Annotated in this window: 17 protein-coding genes and 1 tRNA gene; 7 read left to right on the forward strand and 11 right to left on the reverse strand. The window is 49.0% G+C overall.

Features of this window, described 5'->3' with window-relative positions; translation table 11 throughout:
- The 3 genes from Q4488_RS03900 to Q4488_RS03910 are packed head-to-tail and all read left to right on the forward strand — an operon-like array spanning position 1 to position 3,754.
- A complete protein-coding gene (locus tag Q4488_RS03900; protein WP_303579152.1) occupies positions 1-1,101 on the forward strand; it encodes a microcin C ABC transporter permease YejB in 1,101 nt (366 codons plus the stop codon).
- Positions 1,102-1,131: 30 nt separating this feature from the next.
- Complete coding sequence (locus tag Q4488_RS03905; RefSeq protein ID WP_303579153.1) at positions 1,132-2,157, forward strand: ABC transporter permease; 1,026 nt, start codon at positions 1,132-1,134, stop codon at positions 2,155-2,157.
- On the forward strand, positions 2,150-3,754 hold the full coding sequence (locus Q4488_RS03910; protein WP_303579154.1) for an ABC transporter ATP-binding protein: 1,605 nt from the start codon (positions 2,150-2,152) through the stop codon (positions 3,752-3,754). The genes Q4488_RS03905 and Q4488_RS03910 overlap by 8 nt, the downstream gene beginning before the upstream one ends.
- Positions 3,755-3,914: 160 nt before the next feature.
- Here Q4488_RS03910 and Q4488_RS03915 read toward each other — a convergent pair whose 3' ends face one another.
- The 5 genes from Q4488_RS03915 to nfuA form a co-directional block, all read right to left on the reverse strand.
- Complete coding sequence (locus Q4488_RS03915; protein WP_303579155.1) at positions 3,915-5,795, reverse strand: SurA N-terminal domain-containing protein; 1,881 nt, start codon at positions 5,793-5,795, stop codon at positions 3,915-3,917.
- A 152-nt stretch (positions 5,796-5,947) separates the two neighbouring features.
- Positions 5,948-6,024: transfer RNA gene (locus Q4488_RS03920), tRNA-Asp, on the reverse strand.
- A 39-nt stretch (positions 6,025-6,063) separates the two neighbouring features.
- Positions 6,064-6,339 carry an HU family DNA-binding protein gene (locus Q4488_RS03925; RefSeq protein WP_303579156.1) on the reverse strand — a complete coding sequence of 92 codons (276 nt, stop codon included), beginning with the start codon at positions 6,337-6,339 and terminating at the stop codon, positions 6,064-6,066.
- 128 nt (positions 6,340-6,467) lie between these two features.
- Entirely contained in the window at positions 6,468-8,897 is a 2,430-nt protein-coding gene (gene lon, locus Q4488_RS03930) for an endopeptidase La (RefSeq protein ID WP_303579157.1), read from the reverse strand.
- Positions 8,898-9,157: 260 nt separating this feature from the next.
- Positions 9,158-9,751, reverse strand: coding sequence for a Fe-S biogenesis protein NfuA (nfuA, locus tag Q4488_RS03935; RefSeq protein WP_303579158.1), 594 nt, complete (start codon positions 9,749-9,751; stop codon positions 9,158-9,160).
- Positions 9,752-10,104: 353 nt separating this feature from the next.
- On the opposite strand from nfuA, the gene Q4488_RS03940 reads away from it, so the two are divergent.
- Complete coding sequence (locus Q4488_RS03940) at positions 10,105-11,274, forward strand: cation:proton antiporter (RefSeq protein WP_303579159.1); 1,170 nt, start codon at positions 10,105-10,107, stop codon at positions 11,272-11,274.
- 69 nt (positions 11,275-11,343) lie between these two features.
- Here Q4488_RS03940 and Q4488_RS03945 read toward each other — a convergent pair whose 3' ends face one another.
- On the reverse strand, positions 11,344-12,342 hold the full coding sequence (locus Q4488_RS03945; protein ID WP_303579160.1) for a glycosyl transferase family protein: 999 nt from the start codon (positions 12,340-12,342) through the stop codon (positions 11,344-11,346).
- A gap of 241 nt (positions 12,343-12,583) precedes the next feature.
- Here Q4488_RS03945 and rlmD point away from each other — a divergent pair, with 241 nt between their 5' ends.
- Both rlmD and Q4488_RS03955 read left to right on the forward strand, forming a co-directional pair.
- Positions 12,584-13,978: a 23S rRNA (uracil(1939)-C(5))-methyltransferase RlmD gene (gene rlmD, locus Q4488_RS03950; protein WP_303579161.1), complete on the forward strand. Its 1,395-nt coding sequence runs from the start codon at positions 12,584-12,586 to the stop codon at positions 13,976-13,978.
- A 1-nt stretch (position 13,979) separates the two neighbouring features.
- On the forward strand, positions 13,980-14,618 hold the full coding sequence (locus Q4488_RS03955) for an RluA family pseudouridine synthase (RefSeq protein ID WP_303579162.1): 639 nt from the start codon (positions 13,980-13,982) through the stop codon (positions 14,616-14,618).
- A gap of 119 nt (positions 14,619-14,737) precedes the next feature.
- Here the strand turns inward: Q4488_RS03955 and Q4488_RS03960 are convergent, their stop codons facing one another.
- The 3 genes from Q4488_RS03960 to dapA form a co-directional block, all read right to left on the reverse strand.
- Complete coding sequence (locus tag Q4488_RS03960; protein ID WP_303579163.1) at positions 14,738-15,691, reverse strand: 2-hydroxyacid dehydrogenase; 954 nt, start codon at positions 15,689-15,691, stop codon at positions 14,738-14,740.
- Between the two features lie 109 nt (positions 15,692-15,800).
- The gene (bamC, locus tag Q4488_RS03965) at positions 15,801-17,180 is read right to left on the reverse strand and encodes an outer membrane protein assembly factor BamC (RefSeq protein ID WP_303579164.1); all 1,380 of its coding nucleotides are present in this window, start codon (positions 17,178-17,180) and stop codon (positions 15,801-15,803) included.
- An 18-nt stretch (positions 17,181-17,198) separates the two neighbouring features.
- On the reverse strand, positions 17,199-18,074 hold the full coding sequence (gene dapA, locus Q4488_RS03970) for a 4-hydroxy-tetrahydrodipicolinate synthase (protein ID WP_303579166.1): 876 nt from the start codon (positions 18,072-18,074) through the stop codon (positions 17,199-17,201).
- A gap of 225 nt (positions 18,075-18,299) precedes the next feature.
- On the opposite strand from dapA, the gene Q4488_RS03975 reads away from it, so the two are divergent.
- Complete coding sequence (locus tag Q4488_RS03975) at positions 18,300-18,767, forward strand: peroxiredoxin (protein ID WP_303579167.1); 468 nt, start codon at positions 18,300-18,302, stop codon at positions 18,765-18,767.
- 87 nt (positions 18,768-18,854) lie between these two features.
- On the opposite strand, the gene Q4488_RS03980 is transcribed toward Q4488_RS03975, so the two are convergent.
- Both Q4488_RS03980 and Q4488_RS03985 read right to left on the reverse strand, forming a co-directional pair.
- On the reverse strand, positions 18,855-19,937 hold the full coding sequence (locus Q4488_RS03980; RefSeq protein ID WP_303579168.1) for an AI-2E family transporter: 1,083 nt from the start codon (positions 19,935-19,937) through the stop codon (positions 18,855-18,857).
- A gap of 12 nt (positions 19,938-19,949) precedes the next feature.
- Positions 19,950-20,186: a sulfurtransferase TusA family protein gene (locus Q4488_RS03985; protein ID WP_303579169.1), complete on the reverse strand. Its 237-nt coding sequence runs from the start codon at positions 20,184-20,186 to the stop codon at positions 19,950-19,952.
- Positions 20,187-20,226 lie beyond the last annotated feature (40 nt).

Consider the following 20,226-nt stretch of genomic DNA (forward strand, 5'->3'; position numbering starts at 1 on the left):
ATGGCGGCTTACATTCTGCGGCGCTTACTCCTCATTATTCCCACCCTATTGGGCATATTGAGCATCAACTTTTTGATTATTCAAGCCGCCCCTGGCGGCCCTGTTGAACAAACCATCGCTAACCTTCAGGGGCTCAATGCCAGCGCTACGGCGCGTTTCGATGGCTCGGCACAATCGGATCTTAGTGGCGCTTCTCAAGCCGCTACCGAGAATAACAGCAGCTACCGTGGTGGCCGCGGGCTAGACCCACAATTAGTCAAACAGATTGAGGCTCAATTCGGCTTCGATAAACCCGCTCATGAACGCTTTTTGCAGATGCTAAAAAACTATCTGGTGTTCGATTTTGGTGAGAGCTTATTCAGTGGTAAAAAAGTCACTGATCTGATTATCGAAAAACTACCGGTATCGATCTCTTTAGGCCTCTGGACAACACTGATCACATACTTAGTCGCGGTACCGCTAGGTATCAAAAAGGCGGTGCGAGATGGTACCGCTTTTGATGTCTGGAGCAGCTCGATCATTATTATCGGCTATGCGATCCCTAACTTCTTATTTGCCATTTTGCTCATCGTACTCTTTGCCGGCGGCACTTATTTTAGCTGGTTCCCCCTGCGCGGGCTGACATCAGCAGACTTCGATCAACTCAGTACTTGGGGACAGATTAAAGATTACTTCTGGCATATCACATTACCCGTACTGGTGTCAGTCATTGGTAGCTTTGCCACGCTCTCCATGCTAACCAAGAACTCCTTTCTCGATGAAATCAATAAGCAATATGTTATTACCGCGCGAGCGAAAGGATTATCCGAGAATCAGGTGCTCTACGGTCACGTTTTCCGTAACGCGATGTTACTGATTATCGCCGGCATGCCGGCAGCCCTGATCGGCATATTCTTCACCGGTTCAATGCTTATCGAGGTCATCTTTTCACTGGATGGTATCGGCTTGCTCGGTTATGAAGCGGTCATCAAACGGGATTATCCGGTGATCTTTGGCACACTCTATATCTTTACGCTCATCGGCTTACTACTGAAACTGGTTAGCGATCTCACCTATGTCGCTGTCGATCCACGTATAGACTTTGAAAGCAGAGAAAACTGAGGCATGTGGAATCCCTTCAAACACGACAAAATGAGCCCTATCAACCTACGGCGCTGGCAAAATTTCCGCAATAATCGCCGTGGTTATTGGGCGCTATGGTTATTTTTGGCGCTATTTATCAGCAGCCTATTTGCCGAATTAATTGCCAATGATAAGCCCCTACTGATCCACTACAACAATCACTTTTACTACCCCGTAGCCATCGATTATTCAGAGCTCGAATTCAATGGTGAATTCGACACCTTCGCCGATTATAAAGACCCTTACATTCAAGAGTTGATTACCTCTCAGGGAGGCTGGATTGTCTGGCCCCCGATTCGCTTTAGCTACCGCACTATCAATCAAGATTTACCGGTGCCGGCGCCCTCGCCGCCGAGCAGTGATAACCTGCTCGGTACCGATGATCAGGGGCGCGATGTGCTTGCCCGCGTCATCTATGGATTTCGGGTATCGGTACTGTTCGCCCTAACGCTAACGCTTATTAGTTCTATCATCGGCGTTGCCGCGGGTGCCGTACAGGGCTACTACGGCGGTAAAGTCGATCTCTTGTTGCAACGCTTTATCGAAATATGGTCGGGCATGCCGGTGCTGTTTTTGCTGATTATTCTCGCCAGTATCGTGCAACCCAACTTTTGGTGGTTATTAGGTATTATGCTGCTGTTCTCTTGGATGCAATTGGTTGATGTCGTGCGGGCTGAGTTTTTACGCGGACGTAATCTCGAGTATGTCCGCGCGGCACGCGCGCTAGGGTTGGACAATCGACTCATCATGTTTCGCCATATCTTACCGAACGCCATGGTAGCAACCCTCACCTTTATGCCGTTTATCTTTAACGGATCCTTGGTGACGCTCACGGCTTTAGATTTTCTCGGCTTCGGTCTACCACCCGGATCTGCCTCACTCGGAGAACTCGTGGCACAAGGCAAAGCGAATCTACATGCACCTTGGCTCGGACTCACCGCCTTTATCTCACTCTCGATTATGCTGACCTTATTAATCTTTATCGGCGAAGCGGTTCGGGATGCGTTTGATCCAAGGAAAACCCTCAATGACTGAAGCCCTGCTCTGCGTTCGTGACCTGTCGGTTCGTTTTGGCCAAAACAGTCAAGCCGTTGATGCCGTCAAACGAGTCAGCTTTGATATCAAAGCAGGCAAAACCATGGCCTTGGTGGGTGAATCCGGTTCTGGCAAATCAGTCACCGCCATGTCGATTCTCAAATTACTGCCCTACCCCAAAGCCAGCCATCCGACGGGAGAGATTTTATATCAGGGCACCGACCTGCTACAGAACACTGAAGCGCAGATGCGCGCACTTCGCGGCAATCGCATCAGCGTGATTTTTCAAGAGCCGATGACATCGCTTAACCCGCTGCACAATATCGCGCGGCAAATAGGCGAGACATTATTACTCCACAAGGGCCTAACAGGCGCACAGGCCCGCGAGCGCACCTTAGAGCTACTCGATCTGGTTGGTATCAAGGAAGCGGAGAAACGCCTTACCAGCCATCCTCATGAGCTATCCGGCGGTCAGCGTCAACGAGTGATGATCGCTATGGCACTGGCAAATGATCCCGAGTTGCTAATTGCCGATGAACCAACCACCGCGTTAGATGTAACAATTCAGGAACAAATACTCGAACTACTGCAGTCACTACAGCAAAAAATGGGCATGTCGGTTCTCTTAATCACTCACGATCTCAATATCGTCCGGCGCTACAGCGATGACGTTTGCGTGATGTATCAGGGCAGTATTGTCGAGCACAACCGTACGGCGCAACTCTTCGCACAACCGCAACACCCTTATACCCTCAAGCTGCTCAATGCAGAACCCAGCGGCCAACCTCCTGCGGTTACGCCACAGGGTAAGCCCATACTGGAAACGAATAATCTCAAAGTCTGGTTTCCCATCAAACGCGGTTTACTCAAAAAAACCGTGGATCATATCAAAGCCGTTAATCCCTGTGATATTCGCCTACACGCTGGGCGCACTCTAGGGGTTGTTGGTGAAAGCGGTTCCGGTAAAACCACTCTCGGGCTGGCGATACTACGCCTGATTCAATCAGAGGGCGGTATACATTTCGCAGGAACCGCGATTGATAAACTCAATCAGCGCGCCATTAAACCGCTACGGCGCAGAATGCAGATCGTCTTTCAAGACCCTTACGGCAGCCTCAGCCCGCGAATGTCGGTGGCGGAATCCATCAACGAAGGGCTAGAGATTCATAATATCGGTTTAGCAACAGAACGGCAGCAGATGATTATCGATGTACTCCACGAGGTAGGGCTTAATCCCGACGATCGTCATCGCTACCCGCATGAATTTTCAGGTGGTCAGCGGCAACGCATTGCCATCGCCCGCGCGCTGATCTTAAAGCCAGAGCTAATCATCCTCGATGAACCCACCTCAGCGCTCGATCGCACGGTACAGGCTCAAATCATAGAACTGTTACGGGAACTACAACAGCGCTATCAACTCAGTTATATCTTTATCAGTCACGATCTAGCCGTTGTCAAAGCGCTGAGTCATGACTTACTGGTTATGCAACATGGCAATGTGATTGAGCAAGGCCCCGCCGCTGAGGTGTTCAGCAACCCCAGCCAAGCTTATACGCGGCGCTTACTCGAGGCCGCTTTTGCTGCGTTAGAGGCGTAGGTTAGAGGCGTAGTAGACGTTGATGACACGCCGTTAACACACTCACACAATAGCCTTTAGCGACTCACTGCCGACTCTTGTCACAGCGCTGAAAACAAAAAAGGCTGATACATAACCGATCAGCCTTTTTAATTAACGCTTGTTTATTAGCCCGCCGACATCAGAGACGCTCGATCTCAGCCGCCGCCTTACGGGCTTCGATCATGGCCTGATAAGTAAACTGACCGGCACGCTGACCCAATACATTACGCATTCCCTGACGCTCTTCTACAGCGACATCAGCGAGGTCTGGCTCATTAACTGCCGTCACCGCTACAAGCGCTCGTGCGCCGTCTGCTAAGGTAATCAAACGGTATGATGCCATCTCATCAGGCTTCGGTAATTTGAATGCCGCCGACATAATCGCCGCAGGCTGATCTCGATCCGCTCGACCAACCGCTTCAGCAACCTGCCATTGAACGCCATTGATAGCAGTTCGCTCAGCCCCTTGCTGTAACTTTTCCAGCTCATCCGTCAATGACGCCTGCAAAGCTTCACCCGCTTTTTCAACGGTCAAGGTATCGGTAATCTGTAATTTAACCTCATCCTCGGTTAACTGACGCGGGCGAATATGCTCTTTGATGCGTAGCACCAGGGTACGTCCAGCATCCAATTCGATCGGATCGCTATTCAAACCATCACGAATCAGCTCTTCATTGAATGCTGTTCGAATCACGCGCGCATTAGAGGTGATATCATCATCTCCGCCGTTACGGCCAAAGGCTGCTGCAGTCACGATGCTTAAGCCTAGCTCCGCGGCAGGCTCCTGCAGATCGCCAGCAGAAAAAGAGACATCGGTTAACAGGCCGACGCGATCAACATAGAGTTGCTCAACCTTATTTTCCATCTGCTCGGCGATCAGTTGATCTTTCACTGCCTCAAACTCAGGCGCTTCAGAGCTCGATAATGAGGTCAGTTTAATCAAGTGATAACCAAAGGCCGTACGAATCGGTGCGGATACCTCACCCTCTGTCAGCGCATACACAGCCTGCTCAAACGGACCATCCAACATACCCTTCTGATAGACACCCAGATCTCCGCCACTGACAGCCGAGCCAGGATCATCGGATTCAGCTTGAGCTAAGGCGGCAAAATCTTCACCCGCCGACAAACGCTTTGCCAACGCCTGCGCTTTAGCGAGCGCGGCGGCATCGTCTACACTGTCTGAAACCTGCACCATGATATGCGCGACGTTACGCTGCTCTTCGGCATGGAATACGGCTTTTAACTGATCAAACTGAGCTTGTAACTCGGCCTCATCAATCTCAACGTCTTTGAGCAGATCCGCTTTATTAATCAACAAATACTCTATCGCTACCTGCTCTTCGGTCATGAAGTCGGATTGATGCGCATCATAATAAACACTCACCTCTTCATCTGAAACCGATACATCGGCCATATAATCATTCAGACCGATAGAGAGGTACGCCACATCCCGGGTTTCGCGATCGAGCTTCATTATATTGTCAACATCACTATCGAGCACGAAGGCGGACAACATATAACCGGCTCGCTCATAATCGATTAGCGTCTCTTTACGTAACATGTCCTTATACATCATTGGCGACAAGCCCGCGTTACGCAGCACCGCCTGATACTGATCCGCGTTAAACACACCATCCACTTGAAAGTCTTGCGTGTTAATGATCATCTGATCCAACATCTGATCAGAAATAGCCATCTGTTGATTAACCGCCGACTGAACCAGTACTTCTTGCTGCACTAAATTATCCAGTGTCGCCTTATTAATCAGGTTATCGTCGAGCAGCGTTGGATCTGCGTTTTCACCCATCTGGGCGAGTAATTGTCGTCGTTGCAGATCAGCCCCTTGCAACAGGTCACGCTCACTAATTTCAACGCCGTTAACCGTTGCGGGAGCATTTGAACCTGAGGTCAGGCTGACCAGGGACTCCACCCCAAACAGTGCAAAGGTAACGATGATCAGACCAACGATGATCTTGGCAACAATTCCCTGGGAGTTATCTCGGATATTCTGAAGCATGATGCCTCTGGGCCTCTAAGGTAGTGTACAAATCGAAAAAAAGGCGCATCCATACCGGATGCGCCTTTTATATGTTTGGCAAAACGGCACGACTCATGTCGGTTACCGTTACCCAGAAAAATACTAACGAGTAACGTTAATATTCTCACTTTTGGCGGAACGGACGGGACTCGAACCCGCGACCCCCTGCGTGACAGGCAGGTATTCTAACCAACTGAACTACCGCTCCGGGTGCCAATGATCCCTAAGGATCAGGCGCTAACGTTGATTACTTATTAACAGCGTCTTTCAGAGCCTTACCCGGCTTGAAAGTCGGCAAAGTCGCGGCTGCGATCTGAATTGGCTGACCAGTCTGAGGATTACGACCCGTACGTGCAGCACGCTCTTTAACACCAAATGTACCAAAACCTACTAGAGCAACAGAATCACCCTCTTGAAGCGCACCTGAGATAGATTCCAAGGTAGCATCCAGCGCACGGCCAGCAGCTGCTTTAGGAATATCCGCAGATGCGGCGATTGCGTCGATTAATTCAGATTTATTCACATTGTTCCCCTTATATGAATCATTTTTTATATTCTGTAGCCCAAGCCCAGCAAGATAACAGACAACTTATACCAAGTGCACAATTCAGGTGTCAAGCGGGTTGCAGCCTGATTGGTGACTATTTCCAGTTAATGCGGTTTTATTTGCCCCCGCTCATTTTTAGCTTGCTTTTTCTTTTCAGAAAAGCTTGCTTTCTGCTCTTCAGTCAACGGTTCAGGACTGTATTTAAGGGCAATTTGCAACACTTCATCAATCCATTTTACCGGACAAATTTTAAGGTCTGCTTTTATATTTTCAGGAATTTCCTTCAAATCACGCTTGTTCTCATCAGGAATAATAACCGTTTTAATGCCTCCGCGATGAGCCGCCAGTAATTTTTCTTTCAAACCACCGATAGGCAACACTTGACCACGCAGTGTGATTTCTCCAGTCATTGCCACATCAGAGCGGACTGGAATACTGGTGAGCACAGATACTAATGCAGTACACATCCCGATACCAGCACTTGGGCCATCTTTTGGCGTTGCACCTTCAGGAACGTGAATATGAATATCGTTTTCTTCATGAAAATCAGGATTAATCCCCAAAGATTCCGCGCGACTGCGAACCACCGTCATCGCCGCCTGAATCGATTCTTGCATTACATCGCCCAAAGAACCGGTACGAACTTGACGCCCCTTACCTGGCACCACCGCCGATTCAATGGTGAGAATATCACCACCAACCGAGGTCCAAGCTAAGCCTGTCACCTGACCGATACGATCTTCCTCTTCGGCAATACCAAAGCTGCACTTACGCACCCCAGAGTATTTCTCCAGATTGTCACTATTGGCTACCACTGAAGCGTTTTTATCATCACACAGGGCGACCTCTTTAATCACCTTACGACAGACTTTAGCAATTTCTCGCTCCAACCCACGCACACCCGCCTCACGGGTATAATAGCGAATCAGATCGATCACCGCGCTATCTTCGATCGTTAGCTCTTTATCCTTCAAGCCGTTTGTCTTCATCTGCTTAGGAATCAGATATTTACGCGCAATATTTAATTTCTCGTCTTCTGTATAACCCGGAATACGAATGATCTCCATACGGTCCAACAAAGGCCCAGGGATATTCATCGAGTTCGACGTACAAACAAACATCACATCGGACAGATCATAATCGACTTCGAGATAGTGATCATTGAAGGTGCTATTTTGCTCAGGATCAAGCACTTCCAGCAACGCGGAAGCTGGATCGCCACGCTGATCCATACCCATTTTATCGATCTCGTCCAACAGGAACAGCGGGTTTTTCACCCCAACTTTGGACATTTTCTGAATCAGCTTACCCGGCATCGAACCGATATAGGTACGACGGTGACCACGAATTTCAGCTTCATCACGCACACCACCCAACGCCATCCGTACATACTGACGATTAGTCGCTCGTGCTATCGATTGTCCCAGTGAGGTTTTACCCACACCTGGAGGGCCAACCAAGCAAAGAATTGGGCCTTTTAACTTACGTACTCGACGTTGCACCGCCAGATATTCAAGAATCCGATCTTTCACCTCTTCGAGGCCGTAATGATCTTCATTCAGAATCGCTTCGGCACGCTTCATATCATGACGTAGCTTAGAGCGCTTCGACCAAGGAATTTGCAACATCCAATCGATATAGCCACGTACAACAGTGGCTTCAGCGGACATCGGCGACATCATCTTCAGCTTATTGTACTCATTCAGGGTTTTATCGAGTGCTTCTTTCGGCATTCCCGCTTCATCGATACGCTTTTTCAGCTCTTCGATATCAGTAGTACCATTTTCATCCAGATCACCCAGCTCTTTCTGAATGGCTTTCATCTGCTCATTCAGATAGTACTCGCGCTGACTTTTTTCCATCTGCTTTTTGACTCGGCCGCGAATCCGCTTCTCAACCTCAACCAGGTCGATCTCAGATTCCATCAGAGCCATCAAATGTTCAAGACGCAGTTTATCGTCCAGAATTTCGAGTATCTGCTGTTTTTCCTCTAATTTGAGGGACATATGCGCCGCAATCGTATCGGCTAGACGACCGATCTCATCGATCGAGCCGAGTGATGTCAGCACTTCCGCCGGAATCTTCTTATTTACCTGAACAAAGCGTTCAAACTGATCCAACGCAGTGCGCTTGTAAATTTCAGCCTCGTTGTCACTGACTTCATCGATCGGTAACACCGTGATATCAGCGGTAAAATGAGGCTCAGTGGTATGCAACGTTTCGATTCGCGCACGATAGTCGCCCTCGACCAGTACTTTAACCGTACCATCAGGCAGTTTCAGCATCTGCAGCACACTGGCAACGGTTCCGATAGCGAACAGATCTTTACCATCCGGCTCATCATCTGAGGCATTTTTCTGAGCAATCAGCAGAATTTCTTTATTCTGCAACATCGCCGCCTCAAGGGCTTGAATTGATTTTTCCCGGCCTACAAACAGGGGGATCACCATATGTGGATAAATAACTACATCACGCAACGGCAAAACCGGCAGCAGGGTGGTAGTGATCTCTTTATCATTCTCGAGTGGTGCCATATTGGACCTTACTCCTTTGTCGAAAGAAACTGCGGGAGATACAGCAGTTACGGGCTGTACGATATATCGCTCTTACTGATAAATGGGGCTTAGACTAAAAAAAACAACCACTTCAGGGTAAAAGTTACAGAAAAAAGTAACAACGATTAAGTACGGTTTTACCAGTTCAGGGGACGACTAACAATACACCAAAATGGTGAGTATTTTTTTATCATCAAAAAAGCCCGGAAAATCCGGGCTTTTTCAGACAAGTTCAGGCGTTACTTATAATAAGCGTTATCGGTGACCGAGTGATCGGTAACATCACGAACCCCCACCAGACCGTTTACCCGCTCCACGAGGGTTTTCTCAACACCGTCTTTCAACGTCATATCGACAGCACTACACCCTTGACAACCACCACCAAACTGCAAAATAGCAACTTGACCTGTAGGCTCTTCAATCAATTCAATCAATTTAACTTCACCGCCGTGAGAAGATAGACCCGGGTTAATATCCGAATACAGGATATAGTTTATCTGCTCTTCCATAGGGCTATCTTCTGACACATTCGGCACTTTAGCATTCGGTGCTTTAATGGTTAGCTGACCACCCATTCGGTCGGTGGCAAAATCGACCGTTGCTTCTTCAAGATAAGGTAAGCTATTATTCTCGAAGTAAAACTTTACTTTTTCCATCGGCATTACCGCATCGTCTTCGACGATCTCATCAGGACGACAGTATGCCAGACAGGTTTCTGCGTAAGGCGTTCCCGGCTGGGTAACGAACATCCGCACAGCAATGCCTTCGACGTTTTGCTTTTCAAGCAATTCGGCAAGATAGGTTTCAGCTGATTCGGTAACGGTAATATTCATCAAAATTCCTGTTAAATCACTTTCTCAATATGCAGCTCAGGATACACCCTTTCCAATCCCTAGTAAAATACTCAGTTATTCATCTGATGCGTCTTTTACCCAGAAAGGCTAGGCCGTCCAGCGACGGAGCATCTATCAAGCATGATCAACATGCTTTTTCAGCGTAAGCGATCAACCGTTTCAGAGCGTCGCAACGACTGCGGCGTTGATATTTATATGCAGATACCGTAACACTGGGTTCATATCCGCCTATAGATTAGTTAAACTAACGCTTAAGCGCTGACTATGCGGACCTCTTCTCAGTTGCCTCAGCGGCCTCTCCAGCCCCGAATCTACCGGACACACCCTTAGCCATGATGCAACAAAGCTTGGTTTTCTCGTTTTTTCTGATTTTCACCGGTGCCGCTGTATTGGCCTCTATTGCTCTGTATACCCGTCAACCGCTGTTAGTTGCCTATATTGTTCTCGGTGCGATCTTAGGGCCTTACGGCTATAGCTACATTCAAGATACCGCCTTACTGTCGGATATTTCTCATGTCGGCATTATCTTCCTGCTATTCTTACTCGGGCTCGATATGCAGCCTAGCCATTTGGTGCATATGCTTAAAAAAGCGACTCTGGTGGCTATTTTTAGCGCGATTATTTTCATGGCGATCGGCTATGGCGTGGGTGTCGCCTTTGGCTTCACTCGAACTGAAGCGATCATCATCGGTGTCGCCTTAATGTTTTCCAGTACTATTATCGGTATCAAGCTACTTCCGACAACTGTACTGCACCATAAATACACTGGCGAACTCGTGGTCGGCTTGCTGCTGCTCCAAGACGTCATTGCTATCTTAGTATTACTGCTGCTTAATAGCGGCGATGGTGAAGCCAGTCAATTATTGACCTTTCTAAAAACAGCCATTGCCTTACCGTTGATTATTGGCGCAGCACTGCTGCTGGTTCGCTATGTTTTACTCCCTCTCATTCGAACCTTTGATCGATTCCACGAATATATCTTTCTCTTAGCCATCGGCTGGTGTCTTGGCCTCGCAGAGCTCGCCCATGCGGTGGGCTTATCGGCCGAGATCGGCGCGTTTATCGCCGGCGTCAGTTTAGCCACCAGTCCGATCGCTCAGTATATTGCGACTAGCCTCAAACCGTTGCGGGATTTCTTTCTCATCCTGTTCTTCTTTTCTATCGGTGCTAGTTTCAATCTTAGTTTACTCGGCCAAATCATTGTCCCATCAATCATTCTGGCGCTATTGGTATTAGTCATCAAACCGGTGGTTTTCCGCTTTTTACTTCATACCATCAGCGATAGTAAAAAGCTGGCTTGGGAGGTCGGCTTTCGACTAGGTCAGATCAGTGAGTTTTCTCTCTTGATCGCCTATATGGCGACGGGGTCTGCGATGATCGGTCAGGAAGCCTCTCATGTGATTCAAGCCACCGCGATTCTTACCTTCCTGCTCTCCACTTATATCGTTATTTTTAATTACCCCAATCCCATCGCCGTGTCCGATAAACTCAGGCGAGATTAACCCCTGCCCGATAAGATCTGCCTTGGCTTTGCGCTTATCGGACACCTCATCTAACCTCGCAGAGCGATTCTAATATCGAGCTTTACTCCGCCCCTGCCACATTTGCTCTGCTAATGCGAAACAGCGCTGCTCGTCATCCGCCTGCTGTAACAGCTTCAGCAATACCGCCAAGGTTGAGATAACCGCTCCCTCACCATATTCATGCACGATTTCGCCGCGCCACAGAGATAACAAATCGCTAACCTCGAGCGGCTGCTTGACCAGACGCCGCGGAAAATAGCGAGACCACTGAGCAGTGGAATAGTCGCCAGCACGAGTCCATTGCAGATCACAATCATCATCCGGCTTAACCTCCGCCTCGCCACCATCACCCTTGATAGTCAGACCATTTTCAACCCCGAGTAACTGCGCCGCCTTCTGATGCATCGGCCCGTATGCCGGATGAAACACACCATCAACTGTATACCGAGCATGAAGCGGGTTGATCAGCCGACACAAGGTATGCACCGGTGATCGCAACCCTAAAACCGGCCGCAAGTTGATGATACGGCTCATTGGTGCGCTCAACACATCGATCGACATAAAGGCAAATTGAGTGGCATCCAACGATGCAGCAACCTCATCCCAACTGTTACAGGTGCGAAGTCCAAACATCGCCAAACAGTCTTCAGTATAGATGCGCCCCGGCGTATGCCCTTTGGCGCCATGCATAAACACTCGAATGCCGTTTTCGGCCAACAGCAGAGCCACCAGTATAAACCAAGGTAACTGCCGTTTTTTGCCCGCATAGGTTGACCAGTCAAGATCGACCTGCACCTGTTTCGGCGCATCACAGCGACCGCGAACCGCCTCAACAAAGCCAGCCAACTCTTCTGGCGATTCCTCTTTAACCCGCAGCAGCATCAGAAAGGCTCCCAGCTGCTCGGGCTCCACCTGCCCATCTAAAATCATCTGCATCGCTTCTCGGGCTTCACTCTGACTCAACGAGCGCGATCCCTGCTTCCCTTTACCGAGAATCCGAACAAAGGGGGCGAAAGGGTGCTCTACTGACGGCTGCTTCTGTACCATAGACCTGCTCTGTTTTATAAAATTAGTGTGCGCCAAGTTTATACCCTCAAAGCCAATCGCATGAACCCTTTACGGGGATTAAAATTAGATAACCGCTAATTTCAGCTCAACAAGGCCGGCATGGCAGTCAAACTGCGCCAGCATATGATCGAATCCTGCCTCATCAGCAGCTCTTTACGCCCTCTGCGGATGCTTTCATGAGCTGTCACTGGTAGAATCCGCGCTTCGTCAGGAGAAGCCCATGAAACCGAATCGTTCCCGTCCCAAACATCAGCGCCCGGCTCGCAAGCCAGCTCAGCCTCTACCCACCGAAGCCGTAGAGCTACATATCGAATCGCTTAGCCACGATGGCCGAGGCATCGGACGTTATCAGGGCAAAACGGCCTTTATCGCCAACGCCCTACCCGGAGAACAGGTAACGGCACGACTGACAGAAGAGAAAGCTAAATTCTATCTTGGCCATACTGATACCATACTGACGCCCTCTAGCCATCGAGTCGAGCCCGCTTGCCCGCACTATCAGCAATGCGGTGGTTGCGATCTACAACATCTCGATAACGCCGAACAACTCGCCTTAAAACAGTCGCTCGTGATCGAGCAATTGGAACGTATCGGCCACACTCAACCCACCCAGCTATCAGCCCCTTTAAGCGCGGCGGATTGGCACTATAGACGCAGCGCCCGTATCGGTATCAATCAACTATCCGATGGCGAACCGATCGTCGGCTTTCGTCGCCGCGGCAGCCACCTGCTGAGCCAGATCGATAGCTGTGCCGTCTTGGATCAACGGGTTAGCGATATCTTTAGTCGTGTGCGCGACGCCTTACGCGATAGCGGCGATATTAAACATATCACTCAACTTGATATCGATCTGGGTGATCAGGGCGGCTATCTCTCTTTACGCCTGAAAAAGCCACTAAACGATACCCATCTGGCCATCTTTACTAAACTGGCCGCTGAGTATAAGTTAAGCTTGCAACAACAAATCATTGGCAGCGACACGCATAATAACGACGCGCAGCCGGTTAGCTATTGCGTACAACAACAAACGCTGCAATTTCGTCCCGGTGATTTCATTCAAGTAAACGCTGAGATTAATCAGCAAATGGTCGCCAAAGCTTGTCAATTACTCAACCTCAGCCCGCAAGATAACGTCCTCGATCTGTTTTGCGGCTTAGGTAATTTTTCGCTGCCTGTCGCATACACGGGTGCAGCCGTCACCGGTATCGAGGGCAGCATGAATATGGTGTCGCAAGCCGAGCGCAATGCGCAATCCAATCAACTCGATAACTGTCGTTTTTTCTGTGGCAATCTGGCCGATGATTTAACCGGCCTGCACTGGTTTAAAGAATCTTATAACAAGATTATTCTTGATCCGCCTCGTAGCGGCGCTGCCTCACTGATTCCACAAATTAGTAAGCTGCGGCCCGAACTCATGCTGTATATCTCTTGCAATCCGGGCGCCTTAGCCCGCGATAGCGAACTCTTGACGGCCGAAGGCTATCAGCTGCAAGAGTTCCTCGTCATGGACATGTTCCCACAAACCCATCATATTGAATCGATGGCGCTATTTGTGCGCGGCAAAAAGAAGTCACACAAGAAGAAACTGTTTAGCGGCAAAGGAATTAAACGCTAAGATGATTGCCGCGATTGAGACACCAGATATCCTTTTCGCCGATAGCGAGATTGTGGTCATCAATAAAGCCGCCGACCTACTTTCGGTGCCGGGTCGCGGCGAACATAAACAGGATTGTCTGTGGCGGCGCGTACAATGCCGCTTCCCCACCGCTCGCATTGTCCACCGACTCGACTATGCGACCTCAGGCATTATGGTGCTGGGGTTGACGACTGAGAGTCATCGACACCTCAGTATTCAGTTTCAAGAGCGTCAGACGCAGAAATCTTATCAAGCGATAGTGGCAGGCCAGCTACCAACGGCAGCAGGCTGCGTCGATCAGCCTCTGCGTTGCGACTGGGACAACCGCCCTTTGCAAATCGTTGATCATGAAGCAGGCAAAACGGCGCAAACATATTGGCACATCATCGAACACTTAGAAGATGCCACTCGCGTCGAGCTGACACCGATCACTGGGCGCTCTCATCAATTGCGGGTACATATGCAATACCTAGGGCACCCGATACTGGGGGATCGCTTCTATGCCACCCCCGCACAACAACGTCGCGCCGAACGTTTACTGCTGCATGCTCAGTCACTGAGCTTTAGCCATCCGACCAACCATCAAGCGCTAACGTTCACCTCAAAGTGCCCTTTTTAAGCCGACTTTTTTACCACCTAAACATATAATCGGCTCGCCCGAGATCTGCCTCAGCGCCAGTTGACTATACTTCCCTCAATGCAGCACCGATCGGCATAACTATCCGCATCACTATCGGCCTAGTTAACCACCCGAATCAAGTTACCCTGTTTTAATCCTGCCACCGTTTCAGTCAACTGCTCGACAATTCGTTGCCGCGCCTCAACACTGCCCCAGGCGCTGTGCGGTGTTATTATCAGGTTGGGAATATCATCAGCCAGCAACGGATTACCATTAATCGGCGGCTCTTCGGTTAACACATCGGTCGCCGCGCCCGCTAATTTACCACCACGCAAAGCATCGGCTAAATCCGCTTCATTGACAATCCCACCACGAGCCGCGTTAATCAGAAAGGCGCCGGTTTTCATCTGTGCAATCCTAGCCGCATCCATCAGATTACGGGTCTGCTCCGTCAAAGGACAATGCAGACTCAATACATCCACTTGAGGCAGCAACTCATCCAACGCCACGCGACCTGCCACCGTATCACCACCGATACGCTGAGCCACCAATACCTGCATACCAAAAGCACCGGCCAACTGAGCCACCCCAGCCCCCAGATTGCCATAGCCCACAATGCCTAGGGTCTTACCCTTTAGCTCTTGAATCGGATAATCCAACAGACAAAATTGCTTCGCTCTGGCCCACTGCCCAGCGCGCGCGGCCTGATTGTAAGCGATCAGATTGGTGTGCAGGGCTAACATCAACGTCATCACATGCTGCGCCACAGAAGCGGTGCCATAGCCCTGACAGTTAGACACGCTAATACCCTGCTCAGACGCCGCCAACAGATCGACATTGTTCGTTCCCGTGGCGGCAATGCAGATATGTTTCAATTGCTTAGCCTTGGCTAACATCGCACCATCCAATACCACCTTATTGACGATCACGACCTCAGCAGTGGCGATCCGTTCGGCCACTTGTGCGCTTTGTGTCGTCGGATAGCCGATAAACTCATCGCACTGAGCCTGCAGCTCAGTTAAGTCGAGATCATCACAAGCCAAACTATCGAGATCTAGAAATACAGCCTTCATCGCCCCCCCCTTCATCACTATCAAAAAAAAAGGCCTTCATTCGAGAGGCCCTTTTAACATGGATTGATTTACCTACCTCAGCTAGGTATCAGCATTGATCTCACCGTGATCAGATCTTCTCTTTAATTTGCCAGAGTATCTCATCAGCCACCAAGGCCGGCGCAGAATAACCATCCGGTGTTTTAACGGTCAAGAATGCACCGCTAGCCGTCCGATTCATGTGCAACTGATATTGCCCAACATGCTCATACTTACCCGACTCATCGTTATACACGCCATCTTGATCATCACCGAAGATATACAGAACCTCACCCCCTAACCAGATTTTAAAACCTTTCCGGTTAGCGTCATCATTCTTGTCATCGACACTGTATTCCTGACCATCATCCAACGAATCTTCGACACCGTATTGCTTTGAACTATAGGTAGGACCACTGTTCTCTTCTTCATCATCAAAGCCAAGCGCTCGACCTACTTTGCCGGTATCGAAGGTGATATCTTTTCGATCCGAGTGCAACCATTCGAAGAAACCCATTTTTTCAGTCTCATCGACCGGCGTTGAGGTAGTGTAAGTCATATAGATCACCCCCGCCTGCTGATCACGCGTACCGATATCCAAGTCAGTCTTATCGATCGCTCGAGTGATCTGATCCCACGCCTGATCAACCGGCACGGTAATCTTCAACGCTGGATAGCCTTTCGAATCACGCCCCATCTGCGGCTGATCATTCTGCTGACGGCGTAACTCCAGCATACTCATACTGGACTGATTGCTAGTCGATTTACTCAGATAGCGTAGCATCTCAAACATCATGTCGGTTTTATAGCCCACATCGGCGGCATCATCAGCCCAGCTAACCGGCTGATCTTTCTGCTCCTGAGGCACTCTCACATGCTGCATAGCAATCATCGTGCGATTGTAGTCGTCAGCCACCGGACGCACCGATATACGTAGCTTATCACTCACCTGACCCTCTATATCCTGGAACGTCAGTCGCTTGATCATACTATCAACGAAACTCAACTCTTGACCATCGACATCGATCCAGTCGGTCTCGATGATGCCTTCTTGAGGCGCTGATTTCGCCAAACTGACATTATTAAAGCGCCAAAAATCCTGCAACTGTAACCACACATCGGCAATAGGCTCATCAACCACCAGAATCTTATCATCACCTTGACGTTTCAGATTTACCGTACCACTACCCGCATCGGCATAGAAAAACTCAGGACGAGGCACTTCGAAGTCACCGCTACGCTGAGAAGCCGTCTGCCCAGCATTCGGCACATCTAAGATATCTTGCATCGCTTTTGAGCGTGATTGAATAGCCGGCGGCAATTCGAGCCGCTTGCTTGCCTGCGCCTGTTCGTAATTTTGGCTGCGATCGTTAATAATTCCATTCTCACCGTAAATCGGGTTCGAGTAAGACCCACATCCAGCAATACTCAACACAGCTGCTGCCAGAGGCAACAAGGCAATTATTCTCATTATGCTCGTCCGTTAGTTTCAGATAATTTCGCAGGCTTGCAGTGCTTCACGCACCTGTTGATGATACTGCTCAGTCAACACCGTCAGTGGTAAACGAATACCCAATCCGATCAAGCCCATTTCAGCCACCGCCCATTTCACCGGAATAGGGTTCGCTTCAACAAACATCGCTGTATGTAACGGCATTAATGATGCCTGCATCGCCCGGGCCGCATCGACCTCACCCGCAATCGCCAAACGACAAAGCTCACCCATCTGCGCTGGCGCGACGTTCGCCGTCACCGAAATATTGCCATCACCGCCCAGCAACATCAGCTCAACCGCCGTGCCGTCGTCACCGGAATAGATAGCAAACTCTTTCGGCGCCGCCTCAATCAAGGTTTTAGCACGATCGAGATCACCGGTGGCTTCTTTAATACCGATAATATTAGGTATGTCAGCCAGTCGTAACACAGTTTCTGGCAACATATCACAGGCAGTACGGCCTGGCACATTGTAAAGAATCTGTGGAATATCGACCGCTTCAGCGATGGTTTTAAAATGAAGAAACAAGCCTTCTTGAGTCGGCTTATTGTAATAAGGTGTCACCAATAAGCAGGCATCAACGCCTACATTTTTAGCTGCTTGAGTCAGCTCAATCGCTTCCTGCGTCGAGTTTGCACCCGTCCCCGCAATCACCGGTATCGCACCCGCAACACGATCAACGACCCGTTTGATAACCTGACAATGCTCATCACAGTTCAACGTTGCTGATTCACCACTCGTGCCGACCGCAACGATAGAGTCAGTGCCCTTTTCCAGATGAAAATCGACCAGTTTATCCAGTGCGTCCCAATCGACCTCACCGTTTGAATTCATCGGGGTAACAAGAGCAACAATGCTGCCAGTAATCATCATGGTCTCCATCAAGAGGTATACAGAATGGCTTATGGTACTTGCCTGCGTTTTGCGGCTCAACCCATTTCAGCTCAACAAGTTAGCGTAATCTGAATATTCAAAAAACGATGTTTATAGAGGCTGCCAAAACTGTGTAATCTGTTATCGTATAAAAAGCGTATCATTCTAACTGATCTGAATAAGATAAGCGTAGCTTTTAAGACCGATTTTTAAGGAAAATACATGAGCCAGCCAATAATTGATCAACCAATAACCGACTTTACTGCAGCAGCCACCAGCGACACCACTGTGACGCTATCGGAGCTCAAAGGTTCCAATGTCGTTATTTATTTCTATCCAAAAGATAGCACCCCAGGCTGCACCACTGAAGGGCAAGATTTTCGCGATCTATATAGTGATTTTCAAGCGGCCAACACCATCGTTTTCGGCGTTTCACGAGATGGGATGCGCGCCCACGAAAATTTCAAAGCCAAACAGTCATTTCCTTTCGAACTGATTAGTGATCCCGATGAACACTTGTGCAAGCTTTTTGACGTTATCAAATTGAAAAAACTTTACGGTAAAGAACACCTCGGTATCGAGCGCAGCACCTTCCTGATTGATGACCAAGGTGTGCTTCGTAAAGAGTGGCGTAAAGTCAAAGTTAAACAACATGTCGCCGAGGTTTTAGCCGCGGCACAAGCACTCTAGACTCCACTAAACCGGTCCGCTAAGCCCCGTCATCGGGCCTAAAAAAACCGGCCTCGGCCGGTTTTTTTATTCGCCAAGCGCTATCATTTAACCATCAGCCCCAACATCATCTTTGATAAAAGCATGACTTTTCGGCCAAGCATTCAAAATAGCCTTAATCAAGGTCGCCAATGGGATGGCAAAGAAGACCCCCCAAAAACCCCAAATACTGCCAAATATCAATACCGCAATAATAATCGACACTGGATGAAGGTTAACCGCTTCGGAAAACAACAGCGGCACTAATACATTGCCATCGAGTGCCTGAATGATGCCGTAAGCCAGCATCAAGTACCAAAACTCGTTGGTCCAGCCCCACTGAAAAAAACCAATCAAAGCTACCGGCAATGTGACTAGCGCCGCACCGATATACGGAATTAAGACCGACAACCCCACGATAATGGCCAACAACGCAGCATAATTAATACCCAAAAAAGCGAATGCGACGTAAGTTACCGAGCCGACAATCACGATCTCTATCACTTTACCGCGGACATAATTGGCAATCTGTTGATCCATTTCGGTCCAAACCTGAGTCAACATCGCCTTTTTCTGTGGCAGAAAAGAGACCCACCAGCGGATCAAACTATTACCATCTTTCAAAAAGAAAAAGACCAGAATCGGCACCAACACCACATAGATAAGCAGTGCGACTAATCCAGTAATAGAGCTCAAGGAATAGGTCACCACCATCTGCCCTAGATTTCTCAACTCTTGCGTGGCGAGATCGATCAGCTGAGTAATCTGTTGTTCAGAAAAAATATCTGGGTATTGCTGCGGCAGTAATAACAAGACCTCTTTCGCTTGCGTCACCATCCCCGGCAATTCATTAAACAGATTCACTGATTGCTTCCATGCCAAGGGCATAATAAATAGCAGCAGTGATAATAAGGCACCGATAAACAACGTAAATACCAGCAACACCGAGGCAAAATGCGGCACCTGATGCTGTTTTAGCCAGACAATCATCCCTTGCATTAAAAATGCCAAAATAACACTGATAAAGACCGGCGTGAGCGCCTCTCCCAGATAGAGAATGACTCCCAACGCAGAAGCCAACAACACCAATAGCAGCAACACTTCTTCATTGGAGAAATAATTATCGATCCACTTATTAAAAATTTTTCTCACGCCGTGCTCCCTTTAGCCGCGCTGAATAATATAGATATACCGATCACCATCGCTGAACGATTTCAGCATCTGATGGTCTGATTGCTCGACAAAGACCTTAAAGTCTCGTTGTGATCCAGCATCGGTGGCAACCACTTTGAGAACCTTACCCGATTCCAGCTTATGTAAAGCCTGTTTCGCTTTCAATAAAGGCAGCGGACAATTTAGCCCACAAGCATCGAGTTGCGCATCCCAGAGAGGCTCAGTCATGAAAAAATTCCTAATACACCTTAAAGGCCAGCAATATATA

The sequence above is a fragment of the Amphritea sp. 1_MG-2023 genome, from assembly GCF_030547545.1.
In the GTDB taxonomy this organism is placed as follows: domain Bacteria; phylum Pseudomonadota; class Gammaproteobacteria; order Pseudomonadales; family Balneatricaceae; genus Amphritea.